The sequence below is a fragment of the Luteibacter sp. UNC138MFCol5.1 genome (genome assembly GCF_900110505.1).
Classification (GTDB): Bacteria; Pseudomonadota; Gammaproteobacteria; order Xanthomonadales; family Rhodanobacteraceae; genus Luteibacter.
In genome coordinates, this window is sequence record NZ_FODZ01000002.1 from 548,964 (window position 1) to 573,414 (window position 24,451).

The window sequence follows — 24,451 nt, forward strand, 5'->3', positions numbered from 1 at the left end:
GCCTCAGCTGTTTGCCACGTCGACGACGAGGTAGTTGTATGCGTCCTGACGGGACGAGTTGTTGAATGGCTGGCTTGCGGGGTGATCGGCCGCCGGGCTCATCTGCCCTGACCACGTCACCTGTTGGCCTGCCACCACGGCCATCGGGTAGGTCACGAAATCGATCCACGGGTACGGCGGTGGACCGCCCGGGGCGCCGACCACCTGCGATTGGTAGAAGTACGCCATGTTTCCGGAGACGATCGCGGGCGAGCCGGAATAGGTGGTGGTTCCCGACGGGAACCCGTTGGTCAGGTTGCCGTTGACGCTTCCGATGATGCGCATGTAGCGCTGCCTGGAATCGAAGACGGTGACGCCAGTGGTTGGGTTCCTGATCCGAAGGCCGACGCGGCCGGACACGGCTCCGTAGATGGGCTCATCGAACAGCCACCACTCGATGGTTCCGGAGGTCGCGGCCACCATGAACGTGTACGTGGTGTTGTTCCCCGACCGCGTCGCGCCGACCATGGCACACGGGTTATTGCAGCGCCATGCGATGACCGGCGCGTTCCCACCCAACGTCACGGTCGCGATGCGCCATGTGTTTTGCCATGGAGTCGTTGCTTGCAGCGTGCCCTTCGCGCGCAGTGCGAGATTGCGATAGGTCTGATCGATCTGGATCGCGTTGGCCGCGTTACGTGCTCGAAATCCGACGGCCATCAGGTCCAGAACCCATAGGTGACATCGACGGATCGGCGGTAGCCTGACCCAATGCCCGATGGCCAGGACCACGTGATGCCCGTCGAGCTGGCGACGATCGTGGGCGGGATCGATCCGCTCGACGCGTCACCGGATGGCATCGTCGCGAAAAATGGCGTGCCGTTGGCGAGGTTGCCGTCAGCGATCGCCCCGTCCGATGTGCCGGTGTTGAAGGTCCCCAATACCTTGGTGAGGTGGGTGGTAAGCGTGATCAGCTCCTGCCCCGTGTCGGGGTCGCGCACGCGTAGCCCGACCGCCATCAGCCCAGGTCCCCCAGCTCGACCACCACGACGCCGTTCGCGTTGTTGATGAGGCGCCAGCTCGTGGAGTCCTCGTTGATCGTGTGGACGTTGCCGCGGACTACGCGAAGCCCGGACTTGTTAAGCTCCCACACCGGCAGCCCATTAATCAGCGCCGTCGACGCGATCTGGTTGCCGATCATCGCGTTGGTGATCCAGCCCGTGCCGATGAGCGCCTGGCTGATGAACACCTGGCCGCCCTGAATCACGAACGGGTACGTGACCGGTATCGACCCGTCGGTGGCGTTGATGACCGCGAACGTACCGGCGTTGACGATGACCTGAGACGTCACATCGCCGCCGCTGTAATCGACGCCGAGCGCGATGCCAGCCATGTAGCGCTGGCCATTGGCGGCGACCTGCGTCTTGATGACGTAGCTGGCCGAGACCTTTCCGTCCAGCGCCGCCGTGGTGCGGCTCACCTGCTCGATCGAGGCCGAATATCCCGCAACCGTCGCCTGCACGATCTCGGTCTGCTGGGCGAGCGCGCGATCGGCCGTCACCTGCGCGACGGTGTAGGTGTACCAGCCAGCGAAGGGCATGGTTTCCCAATCGCCAGCATCATCGCCCGGCCCGGTGTATTCGCCGGCGGACTTCGGGTTGACCTGCGCGTAGACGGCGTCGGTGCGCGATGCCGTCGCCTGCACCTCGCCATCGAGCTCGTCGACCAGCAACGTGGTGTCATGGATGGCCGCCGCTTGCCCATAGGCGGTCTGCTCCACGGTACCGATGTCCTCCCAGAACGCCGGATTGGTCCCCGGCTTCGCGCCGCCGGCGGGGACCGCCTGCGCGGCGCGCCATAGGCGGCCGCCGTCACTCACGATGGTGCCAGCGGCGTAGGCCGTTCCCGTGGCCCACTCCGGCGCGTTCACGTACTCGCCGAACGCGGCCGCGGCATCGATATCGGCCAGCAGCTGGGCCGTAAGCGCGCTACGCCCGATCAGGCCCGCCCAGTACGCCTGCATCGCAGGGTCTTCCGGATCGGAGATCGTCTGGCCGTTGACCGCGCCGCTCTCCGGATACCAGCCGCCGACGTTGCCAGCCTTGTCGACGATACGCCCCCAGAAGAACAACGATGCGCCGCCGGACAGGCCGTGCAATTCGGTGTGGTTGCCCGGGTACGCGTAGTCGCCGAGGTGGTAAGCGACCGTGTCCTGCGCGTCCGGGCGCACGGGCGTCTCGCTCGCCCAGATCTCGGTGCGCTGGGTGTCCGTGGCGTTCGGCGGGAACGTCCAGTCGAGCCCGATGCCGAACGGCAAGGACGTCGTCGTCAGCGTGGTGAGGCGCGGCGGCTCGCCGGTTTTGCCCGTGATTGGCGTGGCCGCGCTGAGCGCCGCGATCGACGGCGTGCGACCGACGTTGAACGCGGTGACGCGCGCGATATACGTGCCGGTGTAGACGCCCACGATGTCGACCGACGTGGTCGGCACCGTGCCGGCCTGAATCCACTGGCCGTTGTCCTTCTGCCATTCGACCTTGTAGGTGACCGCGCTCTCGGCCGCGTCCCACTCGATCGTCATTACGTTGTTCGCGATGCCCTGCTCCACCACGACGTGCCCCGATACGCGGACGTTCGTCGGCGGCTTCTGGGCGCCGGTTGGCAGCGTGCTAATCGGCGGAATCTGGATCGTCGCGCCACTGTCGATATGCGCGAACTTGCTCGCGTTGTGCTGCACGGCCGTGATCGTGAAGCGGATCTCGCCCTGCCCCGAGTCCTCCGACACGCTGAGGATGCGGAAGGTCTGGTTCACCAGCTCGTCGCTCTCCACCGTCCATACCGACTGAGGCACGGGCACGTCGGTGAAGCCCTGGCCCACGTAGAGCTTCCGGCCGTCGATCTGGCTGATCGTGCGCGTCTGCGCCGTGCCATTGGGCAGGTGGACCGTCAGGGTGTCACCGACGGCGACCTGACCCGGCTCGCGGTCGACGAGTACCCACCCGGCCGCAGCGTCGCTCAGGCGGCCCGCCTGCCGCATGCCAGCGCGCTTCGGGTCCTGCACCCGGATGATCTGCCCCGGCGCCGCGCGCAGGCCCTCGAGGCCCACGGCGAACGTCACCGAGTCGGTTTCGTACTGGCTCGTCGTCAGCGCCCACAGGCCGCGCCGGTGCGCCTGCCCTTGGCTCGTGGTGCCGAAGGCGACGAACTCGGTCGGCTGGACGCCATAGCGCGCGATCGCGTCGTTGTCGGGGACGTACTCGACGCGCTGCTTGAAGTTGTTCGACGGGTCGTTCCACGTCACCTGCGCGGTCGAGAACCGTGTCTTCCGCGCGCTCGATTGGTAGGTGAACCGGCCGTCGATCACGTTGGCCGCGGTGTAGGTGTAGACCGGGTCCTGCGGCATGTCCGCGACGGTCGTGATCGCGCTGCCCATCCAGTAGCTGACGCCGCTGAACACGGAAGCCACGTCGCCGAGCAGCCGGAAGGCGTCTTCGCGCGACTGCAGGTAGGCCGTGCAGCGGTAGCGCGGCTCCTGCCCGCCCTGCCCGTCTGGCACGAGCTGGTCGCAGTACTGGGCGATCCGGTACAGCTCCCACTTGTTGATCAGCGAGGCATCGACGAGGTCGCCGATCCCGTAGCGGTCGTTCACGACGAGGTCGTACAGGATCCACGCCGGGTTGTCCGTCCAGCCGATCTTGAACGACCCATCCCACACGCCGTTGTACGAGCGGGTCGCCGGGTCGTAGTTCGTCGGGATGCGGATCGTCCGGCCCCAGCAGACGTACGAGCGGACGGGGATGTTGCTGAACTGCGAGGCGTCGCCGCTGATGGCGACGTAGGCGGTGTTCGGGTAGCGGAGCTTCGCGTCGACGATCTCGGTGATCGACACGACGCGGGTCGTGTCGGCCGTGGTCGCGCTGTTCGCGTTCGGCGTCAGGCGGCGCACGCGCACGTTCCAACCGAGGGTCGCCCGCGGCAGGTCGACGCGGTGGGTGCGCTGGTACGGGCCGCTGGCCTTTCCGTTGAACGCCGTGGTCAGAACGGTCTGGTACGCGCCGCCGTCGGTGGAGACGTCGATGGCGTACTGGACCATGTAGCCGTTGATGTCGCCGTTCTTCGTGTTGCTCTTCTGCAGCGAGTCCGCCTGCAGGGTCACGGCGAAGGCCGAGAGCGCGAGGTTGTTGAGCGCGCGGACCCACGGCGTATCCGACTTGAGCTCGGTGGAGACGGCGATCTCGTTCTTCACCGACCCGTAGCCGGGGATGTAGCTCTGGTCCTGCGTGCCGGTGCGGATCTGCACGGATACGCCGCTGAAATTCAGCGTGCCGTCGGCGTTGGCCACGGGCGTGCCGTCCAGCAGCACCGACTGCAGTCCGTTGACCAGGCCGCCGATCTCGCCCTCCGAAAGCAGGTCCTCGATCTGGAAGTAGGAGATCGAGCGAAGGGTGTCCGGCGCTTCGACGGGCGTGTGCGTGCTGCCGCCGCCCTTGGCGCCGAGGATCAGGTCAAGGCCCATGGATGTCCCATAAAAGAGGCCCGCACATGGCGGGCCTGGTGGTTCGGTACCGCAGAGCGGCGACTGGTTGCGGTTAGCCCGCGTCGTATTCCTCGGCGAGTTCGACGCCAAGCATCTTCGCGAGCTTGGCGAGACCGGCCGGAGTGACGCGGACCTGATGGCTGACCTTGTCCTCTCCGACCTTCTCGTCGAAGTAAGCATGGACCTTGTGCGTCAGGAAGCCCGCCTTCGTTTTGTCGGCGTAGCCCATCCATCCGCCCTTCGGTCCGCGGAAGAGCCACTCTTTCTCGTGCATCCACTGCGCCAGCTTCCGCTCGGGCATCTGTAGGGCTTTTGCGGCTTCCCGGAGGCAGAGCGAGCCGTCCGCGCCGGCGATGCGACGAAACGCCACCACGGTCGGCTCCATTTCCTTCACCTGCCCCTCAAGCGCCAGCACCTTCTCCGTATAGCCCAGCAGAACCCCGCGCAGTTGCTCCGGGTCGTTCAGCGCCTTGAGCATGTCGCGCTCCGTCGGCTCCGGCGCGTCGTAGGCCCGGATGACCTTCAGGTGGAATGCCGGGCTGATCCACATGGCATAGGCGTAGACCAGCTCCTTCACCACGAATGTGCCTTGCTCCACCCCGCCACGCTGGACCGATACCGGGATTCCGGTATCGGTCAGTTCGGCTACGAGGTCCTGAGTCTGCTGGCTTGCAAGCCAGTAGCCCGGGCCGTGCCGTTTCTCGCCGCCCGCTGCACGATGCAGGTCGTTCAGGCTGTAGCGACCCTCAGCGTCACGGCGGATGCCCACCTGGGCCACGATCAGGTTCTTCATGCACGTGCTCCCTTTGGCGCCGCTCCGGCGATGAACTCGATGAAGGCGCGCTCGACGGCGCCCTTCTCGGCAGGCATTGCCGAGACGATGTCGACCAGGCGCTCAGTCCAGCCGGTGGCCTCGGCCCAGTCCAGGAAGTCGACGGCGAGCTGCTTGCCGTAAAGCTGCAGCGCCAGATCGGGGCCGACCAAAGGCGGCGGGCACCACCAGTTCTCACCCTGAACGAACGCGAGGCACTTGGCCGGCTCGAAGCAGCGGTCGTCGTACGAACGGTATATGGTTGCGCGGACCGTCATGGCGTGCGACCTCGCGCTACGGTGTGAAACGTTGTAGAGTTATCCACAGAAATTTCCTCGTTAGGGATTTCGATCTGAGCCCCGGAGCGCGCCAACGCTTTCGGGGCTTTTTCATTTGCGGGTACGTCGGTGAAACGCCTCTTACTGTCCGAGGCCTGAGCCAACGCGAGGATCCGGACCGCTTCCCGATTTACGGACCTGTCACTGATGCGAGCCCGGCATACCAGCCACTCCTTCAGATCACTCGGAAGTGAAAGTGACAGAAACACACGCCCTACCTTTTCCACATGCCCTCCTCTCCTGTTGAGTTTTGGCAAGTTTTGTTGCTTTTTGGTGCGTTGTCAAGACAGATGTTGCGTTTCGTTGCGGGTGACATACCCTACCGGCCAAAGCAAGCGAGGTAGCCGTGGCAGCTCAGTTTCCAGAACGCCTTCAGAAGCTCCGGATTTCGAAAGGCATGAATCAACGGGACCTGGCTCGAGCTGTGGGCATCAGTCACACTCAAATCAGCCGATACGAAGCGGGCGAGGCCAACCCGAGACCCCCGGTCCTAATCCGCCTCGCCAATGAACTCGGTACGAGTGTGGACTACCTCCGGGACGGTCTGGACGACGATGGCCAGCGCGCCAGTGTCGAGGCACTTGTCGGTGAGGGACCTCTTACCGAGGCGGTGCCGATCACCCTCGAAAACCGACACTTCGAATACATCGTGTCGAAGTCGGGCAAGCTCGGAATCAGCACCGATGCTTTCGTGCGGATGATCCTTGATCTCGGTCTGATCGCTGAAATGGATCGTATGCTCGAGCTTGATCCGAGCGACGAAAACGCTCGTAGCCTGCGAAAACAGTTGCTCGAAAGCGCAAATAACGCCCAGCGCTATTTGGCTGAACTGAAAGAAAAAAAAGGCAAAGGACGGCGGCGCTGAACTAATCCGGCTCGTATGGCGTCTTCTTGCCGTTGCCGCCTGCGGTGCCGACGCCGACATTCGAGGGCCGCGAGCTGTAGTCGACGGCCTCGATGCCGGCCGATGCGACGACGCTCCCAATCTCCATCGGGCCGCCGTAAAGGATCGGTACGGGCGCGCCCTGCGCGGTCACGTTCACCGGTCCGTTGAAGATGTAGCTGGCCTGGTTGGCGGCAGAGTCGGCACTCCCATTCCCCAGCTTCGGCTGCGGGCTCAGCAGCTGGACCACGCCGCCGGCCACCATCGACAGACCGAGTCCTGCAATCGCCGTTCCGATCGGACTGGCAGTACCGAAAGACCAGCCGGTGATGATGCCGCCAATCACGATCAGAACGACGCCGACCACTGTCTGGAGGACTCCCGCGCGCTTCGCACCGCGGTGGACAGGAGCAATACGCACCTCCCCGCCAGCGGGCTCTCTGAGCTGATCGCGCCCGATGTTCTCGGCGTGCTCGCCACGGCCGCGAAAAACGGCGAATTCGATACCGCGCTCGTGCGCCGAGGCAAGGTATCCCTGGAAGCCTGCGATCATCGCGCACAGCGCAGCGATCACCTCGGCAGGAGTCTGGGTATCGAGGTAGAGCTTGAACTCTCTCCCGAACCTCTTCCCAAGCACGCCGCTCAGTCGCACGTTCGTCGGTTTCATCGATTCACCCATGAAAAACCCCGCCGAGGCGGGGTTAGATCACATACAAGATTTCGCGGCATCAACCCGCTTTCGTACTCGGCCGCCTACGTCGAGCGACGCCTGCGCGAATACCGAGATTTCTGACGCACCACCGGCCGACGACACTTCGGCAACTTCGCTCGGATATCCAGAAGCCGGCGAGACGATGACGAACTTCGCACCCTCCCGTGTTAATGCCGCACCGTTCGATTCCAGACCGATACGCTGATCGTTCCACGCCGAGGTGATGCACGACGCGGCTTCCGCTTCCCCCTTGCTAGATGAGAAGGTCGCAACCGGATGTTTCTGTCGCAGCTCATTCACCGAGGCGCACGCAGATGCACCGAGCACGAAAGCCAGAACTGTGAAGCGCTTCACGTTAGCCTACCCTGCCGAGAAATCGGAAGGTTACACCAGGCGCCACACGGAGCGCGTGACCTCTTGCCAGTACCCACCATATACGTCGCGCGAGCTCAGACGTCCGTCTAGGTGGTGCAGGATCAGGCTGTCGCCCAGATAGATCGCGGCGTGGTTCGGTACCAAGTTCTTCGATCGGATTTGCATGAGGATCAGGTCGCCCTCGGTGATGTCCCTCAGGTCGATTCTGCGGAAGCCGGCCTCCCTCATGGCATCGTCGCCATAGAGGTCACTCGCGCCGTCGTCCCACCAACCGTCCGCCCGCGGCGGGTCCGGCAGCAGCACGCCACGCTCGCGCGCGTACCAGTCGCGGCACAGCGCCCAGCAATCCAGCACGCCATGCGCCCAGGTGCGGCCCACGAGCGGCGCCTCGTAACCGGTCGGCTCGATCACCTGCGTTTCCGCCACCCTCCGGCAGCGCCGCGCCGGGCATGACCGAGACGATGATCCACGGAAGCTCCGACCGTTCGCAGCCGACGCGGTCGGCCTCCGACGGCCTCGCCGGCGCATTCGGGTGCGAGTGAACGATCGCCGTCACGTCGCCCTGGTCCTCAGCAGCGGCGAGGTCGCGCGGCGAGAGCACGAAGTGCTCGTCGGGCGTCGTGGCGAGGTTCTGGCACGGCATGTACCGCTCACGCCCGCGCCGCACGACGATGACGCCGCACGCCTCGCGCGGATACGCCTCGATGGCGTGCGCGTGGATGGCTTTCTCGGTATTTGCCTTCATCACTTGATCAGCGTCGCGGCTGGGAAGGAGCCATAGGGCAGTTCGGCGTCCTGCCCGAACCGAAGGCGGCACGACGTCAGACGGCCACCGCACATATCGAGCACCGGGTCGGACGTCGGCGTGTCGTCCGGTTTCGCGACGGCGGGGCCGGTGTAGCCGCAATACGGGCCGCGGTAGCCGCCGATGGCCAGCCAGCTGCAGACGTTCGCGATGATCTGCCGGCGAGGAAGCTGGCGGGCGCCGAAGTCCATCGGGCTCGACAGCTCGAAGGTCACCTGCGTGGAGTCCTCGGCGGAGCGCCGCTCGATGAACCAGAGCTCCGGCGGCACCTCCTGCTCAGGATCCGCCGTCGGGTTACCGCCGGGGAAGTTCACGGCGTCCAGGTACTTCCCCAGCGTGCGGCGTCGGGTGAAGCGGGCCCCGACGAGGTCCTGAAACGCAAGGCAGAGCGCCGTGATTCGTCCGTTGACGTTCCCGACGGCCAGCGTGGGCACCGGCGGTTGGTCCGGGTCGATCTTGAAGCCCTGCGTGGCGATCGGCCACGGCTCGTACGAGATGCCCTGCCAGATGATGGCACCGACCTGCGTGTACCCGTGGAATCGCAGGATGTCGCCCGCGCCGCCGTTCGTGATGGGACGGGCGTCGATCTCGAGAAGTTCCACCCATGCACCCGGCTCTAGGGTCTGGATGTCAGCGAAGATCGTCATGGCGAGAATTTCTGCTCGAAAGTTGCGCTGATCGTGTAGACGTCGCCGCCCTGGTGTACGGGGCTATACGAGGTGACCTTGTATCGGCCCTGCTCACCGAGCGGCGGGGTCCACAGGAAGGCGACGGCGCCAGCGTGGCGGCGGAAGAAATCACGAATGGCGATGACCTCGGCCCGGCTGCCGACGAACTGCATGGGCCACGTCTGGACCTCGTTGTTGATGCCGTCGGCCGCTTCCTGCGAGTAGCCGTCGCCGAACTGCGACTTGAGCACGCGGAAGGCCGCTTGACCAGCCGGCTGACCGATACCACGCCACGGGAACGTCTCGGCCATCGTCAGCCCCTCGCCCGCCAAAGCGCGCCACCCGGCGCCATGGCCCGCTGCAGTTCCTGCTGGGCAACCGCCCGCATGTTCTCGCCGAGCTGCTTACCGAAGGCCTGATAGTCGCCCTCGGCGGTGGTATCGCCGCTCCCGTCGGCGTTCACGACGACATCCACGTCGATCACCGTTCCTCCGCTTCCGCCGCCCACAGCCTCGACGCCAAGACGGCCACTGGACGTGCGGGTGAGCGGCATGATGGCCTCGCTTCGGCCCGGCTCTTCGCCGGCGACCCCGAGTGCGGCACCCTTCGCGAACGCGAAGAACGTCGGCTGGCTTAGGATCTGACCGGAATACTTGGACAGGCTGGGCGAGTCGTAGACGCCACCTTTGGCGTTGGCCGTCATACCAGGCCAAGACGTGGAGAGCGATCCGGAGCCGGTGTAGTTGCTGCCTCCGTTGAGCGCATCGCCAGGTCCCGAACTGTTCCCCGAGCCGATGAAGCTCAGACCCCAGTTCAGCAAGGTCGCCACGCTTCGGTTTGCTGCGATTCGCGCCGCCTGCGCGAACAGGGTCGACACGAAGCTCTTGATGCTCCGCTCGCCCTTCGTGGTCGCGTCGACGATGTAGTCGGAAAGGCCGCTAGCGGTATCGCGGATGAACGAATCGACCGTGCTCGCGTTGTCCTGCGCCTCGAAGGTGATGTCTTCGATAGCGCGGCGCGCACCGTTACGCCAGTCGCTCATGATGGCGAGGCGGCTGGACTGGTAGTCCTGCTCCACGCCAAGCATGCGATCTCGCGATGCCCGGAGCGCTTCCTCCTGCACGCGGTAGGACTCCGTCCCTTCTGCCACGCCGCGGTCGCGCAGCTGCTTCAGGCCGTCCGTGTAGGTCCGCTCGATGTCCAACCGGCGGCGCAGCTGCTCAACGGCGTCGCTGCCGCGACCATACTGTGCGAGGTCAGCGCTGTTTGCGTCGCGCTGGTTCTCTTCCTGGGCGTTGAGCTGCGCCATCAGCCGGGCCAGCTGCTCGGTCGCCTTGACCCGGTCGTCATTCGCCTTGTTCAGCTTGTCGGTCGTCTCCAGCTTGTCCAGCAGGGACTTGATGCTCGCGCGATCGGCAGCGTTGACCTTGTCGCCCGCAGCCTTGAGGTCAGCCTCGACCGCGATCCGGAGGCGCTGGGAGGCCGTGAGCTTGTCGGTGCTCGCTGCGTCCTGCTCATTGGCGGCGATCTGCTCCTGGAGCCGCTGAATCAGCGTCTGGCCAGGCTTCGCGAGAGCGGCCGCGGCGCGCGATTGCCCGTCGACAGCCTTCTGGTACTGCTCGTCGAGGCCCTTCAGGGCCTTCGTCTTGTCCTCGAGGATCTTTTTTTCGTTGCCCGGGTCGGCCTTGAGCGCGGCGGCCGCGGCATCGACGATCTTCTGCCGCTCGTCCTTGTACTTGTCGATCGTAGTGGCGTACTGCTTCGTCGCTGCATCGAGCACGCGCTTTCCGGCCGCACCATCCGCCTCGATCCGGTTCGCCGCGGCCGTGGCGACGCTCAGGTTGTCCTGCCCCATCAACTGGTCTTGGATCAGGTTGATGCTGGCCTTGGTCTTGTCGATCTCCTTGTTGATGTCGACGATCCCGTCGATGTTCCAGCGGAAACGCACGCCGGTTCGCGCCTGCGCCTGGAGTTCGGCGAGGTTAGACAGCTGCTCCTGAAGATCGTCGCGCAGGGTGTTGGGCCGCAGCGCATCGCCGACCGCGTTCCACAGACCGATCGCTTCGTCCTTCAGGGCGCGGAACGCCTTGGTCATTCCGTTCGCGTCGTCGAGGACATCCTTCGAGCGCGTCGAGACGGCGTCCGCATACTGCTGAAACAGCAACGCGGTCGCCTCCTGCTGTCTCCCCTGCTCGACCAGCGCCGCGACCTGGTCCTTCGTCGACTGGGTGAGGAAGTGGAACTGCTTGTCGAGCGCCTCGGCGGCCTTCACCGGGTCGTCAGCGAGCCTGGAGAACTGCGCGATTGTGTCGTCGATGGCTGCTCCGGTTGCCCGGTTCATCGCGACCGCGGCGCGCGCGACCAGCTGGATCTGGGTGCCGACGAACTGGCCGGACTGGACGACCTTCGTGACGGCGTCGGCGGCCGCTCCGGCGGTGCCGCCTACCTGCTTGGCGATGTCGCGCGCGGACGTCGCGAGCTGGTCGGCCGTCTGCCCTGCCTGGTTGCCGGTCAGCGCGAGGGCGTGCCGGAAGCCGTCCTGCTCGTCAGCGCCGTCCTTCCACAGCAGCACGAGGCCGCCGAGGGCGCCGGCCACAAGCGTGACCGGGTTGATCAGCGCGAGAAGGCTGCGGCCGAGCGCTCCTGCCGCCGGCACGATGCCGCCGAACATGTCCTTCAGCTGGCCGCCCTGCTGCAGAAGGATAGTGAGGGGGCGTTGCCCGGTTGCGAGGCCGGAAACGATGTCTGTGATCTGAGCAGGGACGCCACGCATCGCCGCGGCGCGTGCCTTCTCGCTCAGGACGTATTTGCCATTGGCGTCGGTGACACCCTTGGTGGCCGCCTCCTGAGCCGCTAGCTTGGCCTTGAGGTCATCAAGGATGCTCAGCGGCACGCCCTTGAGCGCGGCGTTGTAGGCGATCTGCTCGGCGCGCGTGAGCTTGAGCGTGTCGGCCTGACGAATGAGCGAATCCACACGGCGACGCTCGGCCGCCGACAGCTGCGCGTAATCCCGTTGCGCCTCCTGCGACATGGAGCTGACGCTCCGCTTCGCCGAGTTGATCGCGGCGTCGAACTGCGTCGTGTCGACGACGATATCGAGGCGCGCGGTGCCGATGCTGTCGTCGGTCATGGCTTCTTCGTGTGGATCAGCTTCAGGGCCTCGTCCTCGATGATCCGGAGGGCGTGGAGCATGTCGTCGTAGGCGTCAGTCGCCAGACCTTTGCGGTCCAGCTCGTGGAAGATCACCGCGTAGTCGAGGCCGACCGGACCGCCCGGGCCTTGCCGCCATTGCGTGGTGAAACCACGGAAGAAAAGGAGTTGTGGGAACGTCTCGGGCCAGAGCTCGACGAGCGTCTGCTCCTTCGGGAAGTCAGACGCGCGCAAGCCGATCAGCGAAGCCTGAGCGGCGGTGGGGCGCTCCCCGTAGAGCGCCCGCACCGCCTCCCTCAGTTTCCCTCGCGGGCCACCCTCAGCCCGGTGGCCCAGGCGGCGATGATCGCCTCGAGGGCACCGATCTGGTTCTGCTTGAGCACGGAAAGCGAGGAAGCATCGAGGGGCATGTCCGCGTCCCAGCTCTCGACGACTTCGAGTACCACGTCCGTCGCGGCCTTCTGGTCCGCAGCGAAGGCGGACAGGAGCGCTTCCGCCTCGTCCTGCAGCTTGTGCCGGAAGACCACCTCGAGCTTCTTCCGGACGCCCTGCCCGACGATGGTGATCGTTGCCGGGAAGGTGGGGTTCGCCTTGATCGTGAACATCAGGCGGCGGCCTCGTAGCGCACCGGATCGCCGATCAGCGAAAACGTGGCGGTGTTCTGCTGGTTCTCGTTCATGTTGCCCGTCGGGATCTTGTTGAACGACGGGTAGGCCAGGTAGTAGATGACGTCGCCGCTCGGCAGCGTGGCACGGAGCACAGCGGGCTGGCCGGCACGATCGAGCTTGACCAGCGCGTCGTACCACGGCAGCGCCGGGTCGTAGTCCATCTGAAGAGTGATCACGACCGGCGACTTCGTCGTCGGCTTCTGACGCTGCCGATTCGATTTGTCCTCCAGGTACTGATAGGTGAAGAACTGCTGGTCACCGCCGGTGACCGCGTCGCTGCGCACCTGCGTGAGCGGCACCCAGCCGGCGGCGACGCGCGCGGTGCCAGCACCTGCACCAGCCGGGAAGTCGGCCACTGAGGTGGTGTCGACCCCAACCAGCTCGAAGCTGTCGGCATCGGCATTGCCGGTCTTCGCGACCGTGTCGTTCAGCGCCGACCAGCCCGAGGTCAGCATGACGATGGAGCCATTGGCCGGCGGCGCGGCGGCGCTGGCGACGGCCGGGTCCGCGTTCGTGATGGCCGTGAGGGCGATCGCCGCCGCGAGGGTGGTCGACACGGCGTACTGGGTGCCGTTGGGGAAGAAGGAGCTCATGAGGATTCCTCTGTCGTGGAAACGAAAAACCCGGCGCTAGACCGGGTCGGAAACAGCGGCGCGGCGGCGCGGCTGGCTGGGTCTATTCCTTGACCCAGATGCCGAAGTCCTGGCGAGTGCCGTAGATCTTCAGCGTGTCCTCGTAAGTGCTGACGAAGGCGCCATAGGCCTGCGCCACAAGTGGACTTTCGATGATTGCCCGCTCGATCGAGCGGGCAATCGTGGCTGCGTCAATCCGGGTCATGGCATGCACGTTGATCTGGACGCGCGCGTGGCGGTGATCCGGCAGCGTCTTCTCGACGTACTGGTACGTCTCGCCGCCTACCTGTTGGTACGTGATGCACGGGAAGACCGGATTGTCTTCCGTGACGTCCGGACTGGCACCGCCAGCCGCAAGAGGCGCCAAGAGCGCGTACAGGGTTTCCTCAAGCATCGGAGCCCTCCGCGTCCCGTTCCCACTGCTGACGAAGCAACTGCGGCAGCCGCTCCCGTCCTCGCGCGATCATCGCTGCGCGCACGCGATCCGCCGCACCAGTGAGCGCCGGCCGCAAGAAGGGCCGCGCCGGAATCCACTTCGGCGACGGCAGCCGGGTCTTCATCGTGTAAAACCTTCCGTCCGGGAGCGCGGCGACCCTGAAAGGCTGCCAGTGACCGAATTCGAGCAGATGCCCGTGCGGCGCCTTGCGACCGTTCCACGCGATGACGTACTGGACCCGTTTGTCGTTGGACCCCGACTCTCGGTATGCGAGGTAGATCGAGGCGCGCAGCACGCCGTCCTTCACCGGCGCGCGGGCCTTTGCCTCATCGCGCAGGACCTGCCCACCGGCTACGCCCATGGAGCGTGCGAGGTGCGTCCGGAGGTCACCACGGAGTAGTTCGAGGGCATCTTCGAACTCAGTGACGTCGAACTCGGCCCTGTTGACGCCCGGGCCAGCCGCCCTAGCCACCGTTCGCTCCACGGTTGCACACGAGGTCCGTCCACTCCCGGCGATCCTCGTCCATCTGCACGGACGTGATGTCGTAGGGGATGCCGCCCATCAGCACGCGCATGCTTGCGTCGATGCCCTGCCGGTATCGGATCCGAAAGCTGTAGCGCGTGACCGAGGTGGCGACGCCGGACTGCTCGCCGGCGATCGTCCCCATGCCGGTCTGGCTCTTCACGTTCGCCCAGGTGATGACGTGGTCGACCCATCCCTTGATGGGCTGGCCGGCGGGGTCCTTGACCGTGCCGGGCTTCTGGATGGCGATGCGCCGGTTCAGCGATCCAGCCGCAAGGCCCATGGTCAGACCCCGAGGCCGACGCGGAACGGCTGAAGCAGCGTGCGCGTTCCGAGCGGAAGGTCACCCGACTCGCGGTCCCGATACAGTTGGCCGACCCGCAGAAGGATGGCCGCACGAATGGCATCGTTCACAACCATTGGATCGTCCCCGGCCGTACCAGCGAGCACTGCCGCCGCCATGTCTTCGGGGCTCGCGAAGACCGCTCGATTCAGGAATTCCAACGCGTCGATGACTGCCGCGCCGAGATAGACGCTGATGTCTTCGTCGGCATCGGCACGGACGTGCGCGATCGCCTGGTCCATGGTGACCAGCGGTGTATCAGCCATCGATCGCGGCCTGCAGGGCGTCGACGACCGTGGAGCGGGCTTTATCTCCCTTCGCCTGCTCGGCCTCGAGTGCCTCCGCCAGCAGCGCCTGGTCGGCCCCCTCGATCGCGGCGATTACTTCCGCCGCCTTCCGATCGATGAACTCGGCACCGGACGTGCGTGGGGCGGGCTTGGAACGCTTCGCAGCCACGTTCGAGCCTTCGAGGAGGCCGCGCGTCTCCAGCTCGCGACGGTGCAGCTCAGTCGTCTCGAACTCAGTCTGTGGCTTGCCCTCGAAGAGCACCGGGCGCAGGGTCCTGACCTTCACTTTGTCGTTCATGCGCATCTCCATCGGAGGGGCCGTCTGGCCCCTCCGTCAAAGTGAGAGATCAGCCGCCAGCACCCGCGGCAGCAGCGGTGAGCGAGCCGTAGATGAACGCTTCGGGCCGCTTCACGGCCAGCGCCACGCGCTCTTCGCAGCGGATGGTGATCATGTTCTTCTCGAAGTCGTCGTTGTTCTCGGTCGAGATCACGACGTTGGCGTCTTCGCGGTCGAACAGCTGGGCGCCGTAGGCGAACGAGCCGGTGAGGAACTTGCCCTGGAACGTGGCGATCTCCGTCTCGACGACCGGAAGGTTCCACAGCCGCGGCGTGGTCGAGCTCTGCGGGTTGCCGATGATGTAGCGGCCGAGGGTGTCCTTCTGGAGCTCGATCCGTGCCCAGTCGATGAAGTGCAGGACGTGGCCGGTCGCAGGGATGCGTGCCAGCTGCGCCTGCAGCATCGCCAGACGGAGATCATCGATCGCCGTGTGGTTGTCCAGCTCGAACGCCGGATCGAAGGCCGACGCCTGCGGCACGATACCGTGCAGGTGGGCGCCCGTACCGTCGCCGAACAGGATCTCGCCTTCCTCGGCGTACTTCAGTCCGAAGCGCATTTCCACGTCGACCGTGCTCTGCAGCTGCTGGAAATCGTCCATGATCTGCTTGGACGCCTTGAACAGGTGGGCGATCGTGGCAACGGGGGTGATCTTCGTCGCGAACTGGATCGTCGACTCGGGCTTCTTCGCGCCCTCGACCTGCACGGCGGCATTGTTCGTGAACCCGGTCATCTGCACCCAGAAGATCGCCGGCGAGGTCGTGCGTCCCGGCGCGATCAGGTCGCGGATGAAGAGGCGCTGCTTTGGCATGGCGTCGATGCCCGGCAAACGCTGCGGTTCGACAACGCCTTCGGCAACGCCCGAGCTCAGGAGCGCCGCGTTCACCGGAAAGCTGGCCCGGAAGTTTTCCTTCGAGTTGATGCGCGCTTGCACATCCTTCAGGCCCTGCTCGCTCTCGACCAGCTGCTGTCCCCAGCTCTTCGGCTTCGCGGCGGCACTGGCCTGGGCGGGGATGCGGGCGATGGTCTGTTCGACCTCGCCCAGCTCCGCGCGGAGCTTTTCCTGCGTTTCGCGCAGGCCGTTGAATTCGCTAGCGATCTTGTCGACGACGTCTTTCGTCGCTGCCGACAGGCTGCCTGCGTTCTTGGCTTCCTTGATCGCATCCTCGGCCTTGCGGCTAAATTCCTCGCTGGAGGCGTTGAGCTTCTTGGTCACGTCGTTCAGGAGCTGAACGATCTCGTTGCTACCGTCTGCCATGGTCGTATCTCCGATTAGATGGCTGCTGCCAGGCGGAGTCGCGCGAGTGCGACACCGAGACCGGCGTGGGTGTTGGCCTCGTCGGCCAGTGAGTCGGCAGCGTCACGCGTGCCCGGTCCAGCAGCGCCAGGCGTGCCAGACTTGATTTCGTTGAGGAGCTTCCGGCGCTCGCTACGCGACATGCCGGACTTCGCCAGCGCAAGGTCCAGACGATGCGCGGCGGCGCGCGTGGCGGAAGCGGTAGAGGACGATTCCGCTACGTCCTCGGCGTCGAGGAGGCTGTCGGCGAAGCCCTTCGCCACGGCATCGCTGCCGCCGATCCACGTTTCCTTGTCCATCATCGTCTGCACGGCCTTCGTGTCCTGCCCGGTACGGGCCACGTACACGTCGGCCATCGCCGCATCGAACGGCTCGAGGTAGTCAGCGGCTTCACGGAGGTCATTCCGGTTGCCGATCGCCACGATCCACGCGTTATGGATCATGAAGAAGGAGGGACGGCCGATCTGGATGGTGTCACCGGCCATGGCAATGATCGACGCGGCCGACGCCGCCATACCGAGAATCTTCACCGTCACCTCGCCCTTGTGAGCGCGGAGCATGTTGTAAATGGCGATGCCCTCGAACATGTCGCCACCTGGCGAGTTGATATTCACGGTCACCGGGTTGTTAGCGCCGATCGAGCGCAGCGCGGAGGCGATCCGGTTCGAGGTGACGCCATCGCCCCAGTAATCCGCGCCGATCACGTCGAGGATCGAGATAGAGCTTTCCTCGTCGTCAGCCGCGGCGCGAATGGACGGGTTCCACTGCTCCAGCGCTCGCGGTGAAAGGTCGCACTGGATCCCCGCCCGTGCGCGGGCCTCCGGGATACCCGGAAGTCGGTTGTGCTTCATCCGATCGTCCTCGCCTAAGCGGCCTTCGCGGCCTTTTCGTGGTTGTCGTCTTGGCCGAGCCACGACATGAGTGCGGCACGCGCGCGAGCCCCATCGGCCGGCACCTTGCCGAGCTGGTCGAGCGGAATCAGGTTCGACTGCACCGTGAGCACGTCGCCGCCCGGCACCGGCGGCAGGTTCTCGAGTCGACGCACGTCATTGCGGCTCATCCAGCCGTTCTGCAAAGCGTGGATGTAGAACTGGGCGCGGCCGGCGCTGTCGGCGCGCAGGAGACCTTCGACGCTGAACTCGGCGTAATACTCGTCGTTGGCGGCGCCCAGAAGGCACCGTTGGATTTCCTGCTCGATGTTTTCCAGCATCGGCGCAAGGGAGTGCACCAGGAACAGCAGGTTCATGCCTTCGACGCTCGATGCCCACGAGCTCTGCTTGTCCGTGTGCCCGACCATGTACGGCGGCACCTTGAACCAGCGGCAGATTTCCTCGACGTTGAACCGCCGCGTCTCCAGCATCTGCGCTGCTTCGGGGTCCATGCTGATGCCCTGATACTTGAGGCCTGCCTCGAGGACCATCAGCTTGCCTGCGTTCTTGCTGCCGGCGAAGGTGTTCAGGCTCTTCCGCAGCTCTTCACGCTGGCCCGGTTTCAGCGTTCCGGCTTCGTGGGTGAGCACGCCCGAGGTCTGCATACCGTTCGCGAAAACCGCACCCGCCGCCTCGTCGGCGGCCATCGCCGACCCCAGAACGTCACGCCCGTACTTGAGCGGATCGGATCCACACACACCGTCGAGGCCGAAGCCCCGGATGTGCATCATGTCGTCTTCGGCGATCTTCCTCGGTTGCTTGCCCGGCTCACTGAACGTGTACTCGAGCGCACCGCTATCGAGGCGCTTGACGGTCACGCACTGGGGCAGGAGCGGAACCAGCGATACGATCTTGCGCCCGACCCGGACTTTCTCCACGAATGCGTTGTGGCGAAGGCATAGCGATGCGACGAGCATCAGCATGAAGCGAAACGGGGTCATTTCCTTGTTCGGCGACTGGCAAAGCACTCGGAACAGCTCGTGGTTCCTCGCAAGCTCGCGCGAGCCATCAGGCAACCGCCGATACAGCTTCAGGGGCAACGAAGGAACGGTTTCCGAGACGAGCCGCACGCACGCCCAGACGGTCGACAGCTGCATCGCGCTCTGCGCCGACACGCTCTTCCCGCTCTTCGACGTGCCGAACCATTCCTGCCAGAACTCCGACGACGTCAACTGAATCGGAATACCGAGCCAGTTGATCAACGCCGATTTGACCAGACCGGGCTTCTTTTCGGCCATCAGACGCCCACCATGATCGGGTTGCTTACGAAGCCGTCGATGTCGCCGCGGCCTTCCGGGTTGAGCGCCATGAGCGACGCCGCGTTGAAGAGGGCCATCAGCGGGTCGATCTTCGCCGTGCCGCTGGCCTGCTTCGTGATGTTGATTGCATTGCTGGTGACCACGATGCGTGCGTTGCCCACGCACCAGTTCATCATTGGCTGGCCGCCGTGCCACAGCGTGCCCTCGGCCAGCTTCCGTTCGACGGTCTTGATCGCGCCGCCGAGCTTCCAGCCCTGGCTGATACCGACGATCTTGTCCTTCGGTACACCTGCCTCTTCCAACGCATCGAGGACGCCGCCGAGACCGGCGGGATCCACGCCTACCATGTCGAGCAGACCAGCGCTTTCGATCTGGGCGACAAACTGCGCAAGCTCCGCGACGTCGTCGCCGATCCGCGTCACCAAGGTGAGGTGACCTTGCCGAGCGAAGTCGCGAAGCGCTGGTGCGATCTCCGTGCGGCGCGCCAGAACGGACGGATGAGCCCAGGCATGGGTCCAGGCCAGCCACTCCTTCGTTACTCGATGCCGACCGATCGCGGCGGCACCGAGCAGGTCGTCCAGTCCGCCGCCGTCGACGCCGAAGTCGATGACCTCGGACCACTCCAGCAGGTACTCGAACGTGACCTCACGGCGCTCCTGTTGCTCCCAGAAGTCCGCGCCCGCCCAGCGATCAGAGCGGAGATTGAGGCCGATCTCGACGTTTAGGTGCTTCGCGAGGAACTGCTGGAGCGTGCCATCCGTCTTTGGCAGGTTCTTCCGGAGCTGATCTTCGAGCCATTCGGCGCTGACCGAGCGCCCCATGTTCGGGTTGGTGATGTAGAAGTTCTTCGGATCCAGGTAGGCCTTCGCCTTCACCATGTCCGGCGGGAATTCGTACAGCACCCCCAGCGATTTCCGATCAACGATCGTGCCGTCCCGCACGTCGCGGAAGTAGTGCAACTTCTCGCGAAACACCCCGGCCGGCGGGTCATCCGCCTGAGTGCTCAGCAAGATCACCCAGCCCTCGTTGCGGGAGATCTGGCCGCCGAAGGCCTCCATGAACATCGCTTCGGCGTTGGCCCGTTTTCCGAAGAGCCAGTGCTCATCCACCAGCACCTTGCCGGATTTCTTGCCTGACACGGTGTCCGTGTCGGCCGCCACAACCTTCAGCGAGGCCTTGGAGTCTCGCCGGGTGATCGTCCGGATGTGATCCTGCACATGAAACAGGTCGCTCAGCTCTTCATCCGCGCGCACCATACCCGCGGCGGGCTTGAAGCTGTTGTCGGCGACCTCCTTCGTCGGCGCAAGGATGAGGTGCTCCTCGTCCTCGCGCCAGCACAGGATGACCGCCGTCAGCATGATGCCCGCGGCGATCGTCGACTTCGTGTTCTTCTTGCTGATCAGGAGAAAGAACTCACGGATCAGCTGGTTGCCCGTATCCGCATCGTAGGCGCCGAAGATGGCCGCCACGAAGTCGAAGACCCATTGCTCGCTGCACTCGCCGAAGGTCGGCTTGCCGGGAAGGTCCACCACCCGGAGCTGCTTGAAGATGCCGAGCGCGCGCTCGGCTTCGTCGGGGAAGATCGGCGGCGGGATGATCGACTGCCCAGCAACCAGGCGCTCGGCCCAGTCGGGACAGGCGGTACTCCAGTCCATCCGATCAGTTCACGTTGTTCCGGCGCGGCGGCGGGGCAGCTCCGAAGCGGCTCCCGCCGCCGACAGCCGCGGCGGCGGCGTCCTTCGCCGCCTTCTTACCCTGCTCGCCCATTTTTCCGTGCACGTACGGCGCGGCGGCGACGGCCATTCGATCGCGCCGTTCGCCTTCCGCCCTGGGGTTGTTCATGACGTGGAGCATGTACTCGAGTGGGCTCATCTTCGCCGGCAGCACCTCGCCCTCGAAGACCGGGTCGCTCGGCGGCGGTCCGGGAGGCAACACCGTCACCTTCCCGGCCTTTGACTTCGTCTTCTTCGTGTCCGCTTTCGATGCGGACGCTTTCTTGCCCTTCGAGCCGCTCCCTTTCGGGCGGCCAGCGCCTGGGCGAGGACCACCGCGCGGCATGCGTCACCTCGGTGCGCCGGATCGGGCCGAAAGCCTTGCGCGGCGCGGGTCGTTTGATTTCCGGCCCCTGTTGCAATTAATCAAACAGGGGAAATTTTCCGTGCGTGAGAGGACGGTCGGTTTCCCAGCCGATTCGCTCCGAACTTTTGCCCCGCCCCCACCCTCGCGGCGAGACGCCCGGGTGGCCGGCGGGTGGCCGAGGTCAGGGTCCGCGCGCCCGGCCGAGGTCGGCCTGGGTCTTGCGGTGGTGGCACCCGTCGAGCCCGATGCACAGCACCTGGCAGTTGTCGTCCACGTCCGCACCGCCGTTGGTCAGGGCGACGACGTGGTCGAGCTCGAACTCGTGCATGGCGACCAGCCGACCGCAGGCGGCGCAGTGCGGGTCACGCGACCAGATGCGCAGGCGGCGCTCCTGAAGCGCCCTGCCTGTCGTCCGCCGGTCCGCGGTGCGCTGCGTCGCTGGCTGCCGGGACGGCGCCATCGCAACCCGGCTACCGAGCGTCCGCAGCTTCGGCACGCTCAGCCATCAGGGCTTGCTGGAGGGCGTCGCGCTGAGCTTGGCACTGCCCGACGATTCGAAGAACTCTTCCGACGCCTGCCGCACGTAGTCCGTCTTCTCCATCAGCGCGCTGTCCACCGGAGAAAGCCGACACTGCAGCGGCGCTGGCGACCTGACAGGTTGCCCACTGGTCGCGCAGCCGCCGATTACCAGCAGTGAGATCGGCAACAGCCTGCTCGGCATCACGTACTGCATCGGCCTTGCCTCTCTCGTAGCTCGCGGCAGCGGACGCGATGCCCGCCGCCTGATGTTCTTCCCGCGACCGCTGCGCCGCTTCAGCCTGCGCGCTCGCAAGCGCCAGGCCGGCGTCGGCCGCGGCGCGGTCACGCTGCAATTCGGCAAGGTCGGCACGGGCGGACTCGCCCCGTACGTACCATCCAGCGCCGAAGGCAGCTGCGGCGAGCGCGAGCGCAGCGATCGCAGCCAGCCTCACGCTCACCGTCGGTCCTCGATGCGGTCGATACGGTGGTTCATCCGATCCGACTCGCGCTCTTGGCAATGCTGGTACAGGTCCTCGTAACGGTTGCGCGCCGCAGTGATGCGGGTCGCCTCGTCACGGGTCACCGCCGCCTCGCGCTGCGCGCTGACCGAGGTCGCGCCGAAGTAGCTGGTACCACTCAAGCCGGCGACCATCATGGCGACGGCCAGGCGCTGTGACACCTGTGGACGACGGCGCTCGCTGCCCGGCACATGCGCTGCGCTGGATCCATCGGTCATGGCGTCTGCGTCTGGCTGGTGGGCGGCGTGGCCGCGGCGGTAGGCGCTGCCGCTGCCGGCGTGGCGTTGGCGAGAATTTCGGTTTTCCGGTCGCTGTCGCTGCTGCGGCCGAAGAAGAAGCTGACGATGACGCCGGTCGCGGCGCCATTCCACGCGGTGAGGATCGTGCCGAGCAGCACGCTGTCGGCGCCGGTTGGCAGGCCGTTACGCAGCATGAAGTCGACGACCCGGAAGTCGAGGACCCACGCGCCGATCACGATTAGGGCCGCGATCGACTGCACGTAGGTCCCGCGACGCATCAGTGCGTCCAGGCGATCGGGACCAGGCCGGTACGCATCATTCGCGCAAGCTCGAGCATGCGGCGGCGCTCGCCGTTCCCGGTCGCCCGCTCCGGCCATCGGGTCATCAGCAGCACGTCCTGCGCGTCATCCCACCGGGACTGGCTGATCGCGTCCCACAGCTCGCGACACTGCATCAGGGCGTGCGTGCCGATCACCATGGCTACATGAGCGAGGACGGCGAGCCGGACCGAACCCAGTTGCGGGTAGATGACCGTGCGCGGGCGCAGCGAGCGCACGAAGCGGCGGATGTCGCGCCCGAGCAGATCGGTCATTTCAGCTTTGCTCACGGCGCGAGTCGAGGCGATGCGCTCGAACGAGCTGATGCCACGATCCTCGACCGCTTCGATGGCGCCGAGGAACGGCGCGTAGGCACTGATGTGCTGCATGGCGACCTCGGCCGCATGCGCTTCGGTGGCTTCTACGCGCTCGTGGACCATGGCTACTTCGTCGTCCTGCTCGGTCACTGCACACCCAGAGCGCGTTTCGCGATTGCCCAGCGGCGCTGGCGATCCTCCCACCCGTTGGGCAGGCCGTCCTTGTTCTTGCCGTTGATCCGGATCGACAGGCCGAGGAAGTCGCCTCGGTCCGCGTACCGGTTGAGCCCGTTCGCCTTCCAGAACCATCCCGCGGCGCGCGCCGCCAGCAGCGGCTGCTCCAACAGTTGCGGGTTCCTTACCAGGTCGACGCCGAGGGCGGCGGAAGCCTTCGTGTAGTTGGCTCGCCCGGTCAACTGCGGCAGGCCGCGCCCCATGAAGCGCTTGCCATCGCCGGGCTGCGTATTGCCGAGGTCGGCACGGCCTTCGTACCGCCGCTGCGCCGCGTTCGGCCCCCAGACCTCGCGCAGCAGCGCGAAGCCCGCCGTCTCGTGCGCCCACTCGGCGACGAAGGCGGCTTGCTGTGCTGGGGTGACGACGTCGAATTCGGCCATGGCCGCGGTGATCGGCGCAGCCCACTCGTTGGCGCGCGGCCCGGAAATCCCGGTGGCCGCCTGCAATGTCTTGGCGTCCATCGGAGCTCCGTAGGAAATTGGCCTGCACGACGAGGGGAGCGCCGTGCAGGCCGATCGTCCCCGCGGCGGGACGAAACGAAAAACGCCCGACCGAATGGCCGAGCGTTTGTGACGATACGGATAATCTAGGGTTGAGTGACAGGATGCAACTGTCACTCGATGCGGCGCATGAACTCCCTTCGCGCCGGTTCCAGTGAGGCCTGGCAGAAGTCGATCAGCCACGTGTACACAGGCGCGATCGAGGTCCGATAGGTCTCCCGGTTCACCCCCACCATTTCGGCGCGTGCGCGGTCGCTGACCTTCGCACGGCCGGACGTCTCGCACGTCGCGCAGCCGCGAATCTTTCCCTCGATCATCACGAAGCCGCGGCCACGGCAGTCGGGACAGAGGCATGCGGCGCTCATTTCCGCGAGGACGGCGATCCGGATCTTCGCGTAAGGCGAGCCGGGACCGACACGAGGCCATTGCTCGGCCTTCGCCGCATCCACCGCGGTACTCGCGACGCGCCGTTGGCGGTCCGATTCTGCGACCTCGGCACGCAGCTGGGCGGTGATGAGGGCGTCGCTGCGGCGCCTCCACTCCCCGAGCTGCGCCTCCATCAGGAGCCTGTCCAACTCCTTCGCCGCGAGCTGCGCTCCCTCCGGCCACCACAGGCGGCACATCAGCTCGCGGCCGAGGCCGGGCGACACCATGCCGATCGCGGCGGCGATGTCCTGCGCGGTCAGCTCGGGGAGACCACCGCGGCCGACGTCGTATCGAATGTTCGTTGGGTTAAGGCGTGCCATCAGTTCAGCCGCTCGCATC

32 protein-coding genes and 1 pseudogene are annotated in these 24,451 nt (G+C 65.7%); 1 reads left to right on the forward strand and 32 read right to left on the reverse strand.

Annotation, left to right across the window (positions count from 1 at the left end; genetic code table 11):
- Positions 1-3: 3 nt before the first annotated feature.
- The 5 genes from BMY69_RS06800 to BMY69_RS06820 form a co-directional block, all read right to left on the reverse strand.
- Positions 4-699 (reverse strand): hypothetical protein, encoded by a 696-nt coding sequence (locus BMY69_RS06800; RefSeq protein WP_090176379.1) that lies wholly within the window; start codon positions 697-699, stop codon positions 4-6.
- On the reverse strand, positions 699-998 hold the full coding sequence (locus BMY69_RS06805) for a hypothetical protein (RefSeq protein ID WP_090176381.1): 300 nt from the start codon (positions 996-998) through the stop codon (positions 699-701). Before BMY69_RS06805 ends, BMY69_RS06800 begins: the two co-directional genes overlap by 1 nt.
- Positions 998-4,492 carry a TipJ family phage tail tip protein gene (locus BMY69_RS06810; protein WP_177191098.1) on the reverse strand — a complete coding sequence of 1,165 codons (3,495 nt, stop codon included), beginning with the start codon at positions 4,490-4,492 and terminating at the stop codon, positions 998-1,000. The genes BMY69_RS06805 and BMY69_RS06810 overlap by 1 nt, the downstream gene beginning before the upstream one ends.
- Positions 4,493-4,565: 73 nt before the next feature.
- Positions 4,566-5,306: a phage antirepressor KilAC domain-containing protein gene (locus tag BMY69_RS06815; RefSeq protein WP_090176385.1), complete on the reverse strand. Its 741-nt coding sequence runs from the start codon at positions 5,304-5,306 to the stop codon at positions 4,566-4,568.
- The gene (locus BMY69_RS06820; RefSeq protein ID WP_090176388.1) at positions 5,303-5,602 is read right to left on the reverse strand and encodes a hypothetical protein; all 300 of its coding nucleotides are present in this window, start codon (positions 5,600-5,602) and stop codon (positions 5,303-5,305) included. Before BMY69_RS06820 ends, BMY69_RS06815 begins: the two co-directional genes overlap by 4 nt.
- A gap of 406 nt (positions 5,603-6,008) precedes the next feature.
- Here BMY69_RS06820 and BMY69_RS06825 point away from each other — a divergent pair, with 406 nt between their 5' ends.
- On the forward strand, positions 6,009-6,527 hold the full coding sequence (locus BMY69_RS06825; protein WP_143070405.1) for a helix-turn-helix domain-containing protein: 519 nt from the start codon (positions 6,009-6,011) through the stop codon (positions 6,525-6,527).
- Position 6,528: 1 nt separating this feature from the next.
- On the opposite strand, the gene BMY69_RS06830 is transcribed toward BMY69_RS06825, so the two are convergent.
- The 27 genes and pseudogenes from BMY69_RS06830 to BMY69_RS06950 form a co-directional block, all read right to left on the reverse strand.
- Complete coding sequence (locus BMY69_RS06830; RefSeq protein WP_218143131.1) at positions 6,529-7,212, reverse strand: tail assembly protein; 684 nt, start codon at positions 7,210-7,212, stop codon at positions 6,529-6,531.
- A gap of 39 nt (positions 7,213-7,251) precedes the next feature.
- On the reverse strand, positions 7,252-7,611 hold the full coding sequence (locus BMY69_RS19255; protein WP_143070406.1) for a hypothetical protein: 360 nt from the start codon (positions 7,609-7,611) through the stop codon (positions 7,252-7,254).
- Positions 7,612-7,641: 30 nt separating this feature from the next.
- Positions 7,642-8,043, reverse strand: a complete 402-nt coding sequence (locus BMY69_RS19880) for a C40 family peptidase (protein WP_255364477.1) — start codon at positions 8,041-8,043, stop codon at positions 7,642-7,644.
- Positions 8,044-8,146: 103 nt separating this feature from the next.
- A pseudogene (locus BMY69_RS19885) lies at positions 8,147-8,377 on the reverse strand (C40 family peptidase); the annotation flags it as partial.
- Positions 8,377-9,084, reverse strand: coding sequence for a phage minor tail protein L (locus BMY69_RS06840; protein ID WP_090176394.1), 708 nt, complete (start codon positions 9,082-9,084; stop codon positions 8,377-8,379). The gene BMY69_RS06840 and the pseudogene BMY69_RS19885, both read right to left, overlap by 1 nt.
- The gene (locus BMY69_RS06845; protein ID WP_090176955.1) at positions 9,081-9,416 is read right to left on the reverse strand and encodes a phage tail protein; all 336 of its coding nucleotides are present in this window, start codon (positions 9,414-9,416) and stop codon (positions 9,081-9,083) included. The genes BMY69_RS06840 and BMY69_RS06845 overlap by 4 nt, the downstream gene beginning before the upstream one ends.
- A gap of 2 nt (positions 9,417-9,418) precedes the next feature.
- Positions 9,419-12,235 carry a phage tail tape measure protein gene (locus BMY69_RS06850; RefSeq protein WP_090176396.1) on the reverse strand — a complete coding sequence of 939 codons (2,817 nt, stop codon included), beginning with the start codon at positions 12,233-12,235 and terminating at the stop codon, positions 9,419-9,421.
- On the reverse strand, positions 12,232-12,543 hold the full coding sequence (locus BMY69_RS06855; protein ID WP_177191099.1) for a DUF1799 domain-containing protein: 312 nt from the start codon (positions 12,541-12,543) through the stop codon (positions 12,232-12,234). Before BMY69_RS06855 ends, BMY69_RS06850 begins: the two co-directional genes overlap by 4 nt.
- Before the next feature lie 8 nt (positions 12,544-12,551).
- Positions 12,552-12,860, reverse strand: coding sequence for a phage tail assembly chaperone (locus tag BMY69_RS06860; protein ID WP_090176402.1), 309 nt, complete (start codon positions 12,858-12,860; stop codon positions 12,552-12,554).
- Entirely contained in the window at positions 12,860-13,516 is a 657-nt protein-coding gene (locus tag BMY69_RS06865) for a phage tail protein (protein WP_218143132.1), read from the reverse strand. The genes BMY69_RS06860 and BMY69_RS06865 overlap by 1 nt, the downstream gene beginning before the upstream one ends.
- Positions 13,517-13,598: 82 nt before the next feature.
- A complete protein-coding gene (locus tag BMY69_RS06870) occupies positions 13,599-13,949 on the reverse strand; it encodes a tail completion protein gp17 (RefSeq protein ID WP_090176405.1) in 351 nt (116 codons plus the stop codon).
- On the reverse strand, positions 13,942-14,475 hold the full coding sequence (locus BMY69_RS06875) for an HK97-gp10 family putative phage morphogenesis protein (protein ID WP_343124093.1): 534 nt from the start codon (positions 14,473-14,475) through the stop codon (positions 13,942-13,944). Before BMY69_RS06875 ends, BMY69_RS06870 begins: the two co-directional genes overlap by 8 nt.
- Positions 14,456-14,797 (reverse strand): phage head closure protein, encoded by a 342-nt coding sequence (locus BMY69_RS06880; protein WP_090176411.1) that lies wholly within the window; start codon positions 14,795-14,797, stop codon positions 14,456-14,458. Before BMY69_RS06880 ends, BMY69_RS06875 begins: the two co-directional genes overlap by 20 nt.
- A gap of 2 nt (positions 14,798-14,799) precedes the next feature.
- A complete protein-coding gene (locus tag BMY69_RS06885; protein ID WP_090176414.1) occupies positions 14,800-15,123 on the reverse strand; it encodes a head-tail connector protein in 324 nt (107 codons plus the stop codon).
- The gene (locus tag BMY69_RS06890) at positions 15,116-15,442 is read right to left on the reverse strand and encodes a hypothetical protein (protein WP_143070407.1); all 327 of its coding nucleotides are present in this window, start codon (positions 15,440-15,442) and stop codon (positions 15,116-15,118) included. Before BMY69_RS06890 ends, BMY69_RS06885 begins: the two co-directional genes overlap by 8 nt.
- A 49-nt stretch (positions 15,443-15,491) precedes the next feature.
- Positions 15,492-16,736, reverse strand: coding sequence for a phage major capsid protein (locus BMY69_RS06895; RefSeq protein WP_090176419.1), 1,245 nt, complete (start codon positions 16,734-16,736; stop codon positions 15,492-15,494).
- Between the two features lie 14 nt (positions 16,737-16,750).
- Entirely contained in the window at positions 16,751-17,689 is a 939-nt protein-coding gene (locus BMY69_RS06900; protein WP_218143133.1) for a head maturation protease, ClpP-related, read from the reverse strand.
- On the reverse strand, positions 17,641-18,942 hold the full coding sequence (locus tag BMY69_RS06905; protein WP_218143134.1) for a phage portal protein: 1,302 nt from the start codon (positions 18,940-18,942) through the stop codon (positions 17,641-17,643). Before BMY69_RS06905 ends, BMY69_RS06900 begins: the two co-directional genes overlap by 49 nt.
- Positions 18,942-20,618, reverse strand: a complete 1,677-nt coding sequence (locus BMY69_RS06910) for a terminase large subunit (protein ID WP_090176425.1) — start codon at positions 20,616-20,618, stop codon at positions 18,942-18,944. The genes BMY69_RS06905 and BMY69_RS06910 overlap by 1 nt, the downstream gene beginning before the upstream one ends.
- A gap of 4 nt (positions 20,619-20,622) precedes the next feature.
- Complete coding sequence (locus BMY69_RS06915) at positions 20,623-20,895, reverse strand: hypothetical protein (RefSeq protein WP_143070408.1); 273 nt, start codon at positions 20,893-20,895, stop codon at positions 20,623-20,625.
- A gap of 328 nt (positions 20,896-21,223) precedes the next feature.
- Positions 21,224-21,538: an HNH endonuclease gene (locus BMY69_RS06920; RefSeq protein ID WP_218143135.1), complete on the reverse strand. Its 315-nt coding sequence runs from the start codon at positions 21,536-21,538 to the stop codon at positions 21,224-21,226.
- A 9-nt stretch (positions 21,539-21,547) separates the two neighbouring features.
- Complete coding sequence (locus BMY69_RS06925; protein ID WP_090176433.1) at positions 21,548-21,775, reverse strand: hypothetical protein; 228 nt, start codon at positions 21,773-21,775, stop codon at positions 21,548-21,550.
- A 240-nt stretch (positions 21,776-22,015) separates the two neighbouring features.
- Positions 22,016-22,297, reverse strand: coding sequence for a hypothetical protein (locus BMY69_RS06930; protein ID WP_090176436.1), 282 nt, complete (start codon positions 22,295-22,297; stop codon positions 22,016-22,018).
- Positions 22,294-22,596, reverse strand: coding sequence for a hypothetical protein (locus BMY69_RS06935; RefSeq protein ID WP_090176438.1), 303 nt, complete (start codon positions 22,594-22,596; stop codon positions 22,294-22,296). The genes BMY69_RS06930 and BMY69_RS06935 overlap by 4 nt, the downstream gene beginning before the upstream one ends.
- Entirely contained in the window at positions 22,596-23,102 is a 507-nt protein-coding gene (locus tag BMY69_RS06940) for a lysozyme family protein (RefSeq protein ID WP_143070409.1), read from the reverse strand. The genes BMY69_RS06935 and BMY69_RS06940 overlap by 1 nt, the downstream gene beginning before the upstream one ends.
- Entirely contained in the window at positions 23,099-23,647 is a 549-nt protein-coding gene (locus BMY69_RS06945; protein WP_090176443.1) for a glycoside hydrolase family 19 protein, read from the reverse strand. The genes BMY69_RS06940 and BMY69_RS06945 overlap by 4 nt, the downstream gene beginning before the upstream one ends.
- 152 nt (positions 23,648-23,799) lie before the next feature.
- Entirely contained in the window at positions 23,800-24,432 is a 633-nt protein-coding gene (locus BMY69_RS06950) for a hypothetical protein (protein ID WP_090176446.1), read from the reverse strand.
- Between the last annotated feature and the right edge of the window lie 19 nt (positions 24,433-24,451).

Bases quoted from the DNA above. Each gene is read 5' to 3' on its own strand.
- BMY69_RS06800 (WP_090176379.1), bottom strand. From the start codon at position 699: ATGGCCGTCGGATTTCGAGCACGTAACGCGGCCAACGCGATCCAGATC.
- BMY69_RS06805 (WP_090176381.1), bottom strand. From the start codon at position 998: ATGGCGGTCGGGCTACGCGTGCGCGACCCCGACACGGGGCAGGAGCTG.
- BMY69_RS06810 (WP_177191098.1), bottom strand. From the start codon at position 4,492: ATGGGCCTTGACCTGATCCTCGGCGCCAAGGGCGGCGGCAGCACGCAC.
- BMY69_RS06815 (WP_090176385.1), bottom strand. From the start codon at position 5,306: ATGAAGAACCTGATCGTGGCCCAGGTGGGCATCCGCCGTGACGCTGAG.
- BMY69_RS06820 (WP_090176388.1), bottom strand. From the start codon at position 5,602: ATGACGGTCCGCGCAACCATATACCGTTCGTACGACGACCGCTGCTTC.
- BMY69_RS06830 (WP_218143131.1), bottom strand. From the start codon at position 7,212: ATGAAACCGACGAACGTGCGACTGAGCGGCGTGCTTGGGAAGAGGTTC.
- BMY69_RS06840 (WP_090176394.1), bottom strand. From the start codon at position 9,084: ATGACGATCTTCGCTGACATCCAGACCCTAGAGCCGGGTGCATGGGTG.
- BMY69_RS06845 (WP_090176955.1), bottom strand. From the start codon at position 9,416: ATGGCCGAGACGTTCCCGTGGCGTGGTATCGGTCAGCCGGCTGGTCAA.
- BMY69_RS06850 (WP_090176396.1), bottom strand. From the start codon at position 12,235: ATGACCGACGACAGCATCGGCACCGCGCGCCTCGATATCGTCGTCGAC.
- BMY69_RS06860 (WP_090176402.1), bottom strand. From the start codon at position 12,860: ATGTTCACGATCAAGGCGAACCCCACCTTCCCGGCAACGATCACCATC.
- BMY69_RS06865 (WP_218143132.1), bottom strand. From the start codon at position 13,516: ATGAGCTCCTTCTTCCCCAACGGCACCCAGTACGCCGTGTCGACCACC.
- BMY69_RS06870 (WP_090176405.1), bottom strand. From the start codon at position 13,949: ATGCTTGAGGAAACCCTGTACGCGCTCTTGGCGCCTCTTGCGGCTGGC.
- BMY69_RS06880 (WP_090176411.1), bottom strand. From the start codon at position 14,797: ATGGGCCTTGCGGCTGGATCGCTGAACCGGCGCATCGCCATCCAGAAG.
- BMY69_RS06885 (WP_090176414.1), bottom strand. From the start codon at position 15,123: ATGGCTGATACACCGCTGGTCACCATGGACCAGGCGATCGCGCACGTC.
- BMY69_RS06890 (WP_143070407.1), bottom strand. From the start codon at position 15,442: ATGAACGACAAAGTGAAGGTCAGGACCCTGCGCCCGGTGCTCTTCGAG.
- BMY69_RS06895 (WP_090176419.1), bottom strand. From the start codon at position 16,736: ATGGCAGACGGTAGCAACGAGATCGTTCAGCTCCTGAACGACGTGACC.
- BMY69_RS06905 (WP_218143134.1), bottom strand. From the start codon at position 18,942: ATGGCCGAAAAGAAGCCCGGTCTGGTCAAATCGGCGTTGATCAACTGG.
- BMY69_RS06910 (WP_090176425.1), bottom strand. From the start codon at position 20,618: ATGGACTGGAGTACCGCCTGTCCCGACTGGGCCGAGCGCCTGGTTGCT.
- BMY69_RS06925 (WP_090176433.1), bottom strand. From the start codon at position 21,775: ATGCAGTACGTGATGCCGAGCAGGCTGTTGCCGATCTCACTGCTGGTA.
- BMY69_RS06930 (WP_090176436.1), bottom strand. From the start codon at position 22,297: ATGACCGATGGATCCAGCGCAGCGCATGTGCCGGGCAGCGAGCGCCGT.
- BMY69_RS06935 (WP_090176438.1), bottom strand. From the start codon at position 22,596: ATGCGTCGCGGGACCTACGTGCAGTCGATCGCGGCCCTAATCGTGATC.
- BMY69_RS06945 (WP_090176443.1), bottom strand. From the start codon at position 23,647: ATGGACGCCAAGACATTGCAGGCGGCCACCGGGATTTCCGGGCCGCGC.
- BMY69_RS06950 (WP_090176446.1), bottom strand. From the start codon at position 24,432: ATGGCACGCCTTAACCCAACGAACATTCGATACGACGTCGGCCGCGGT.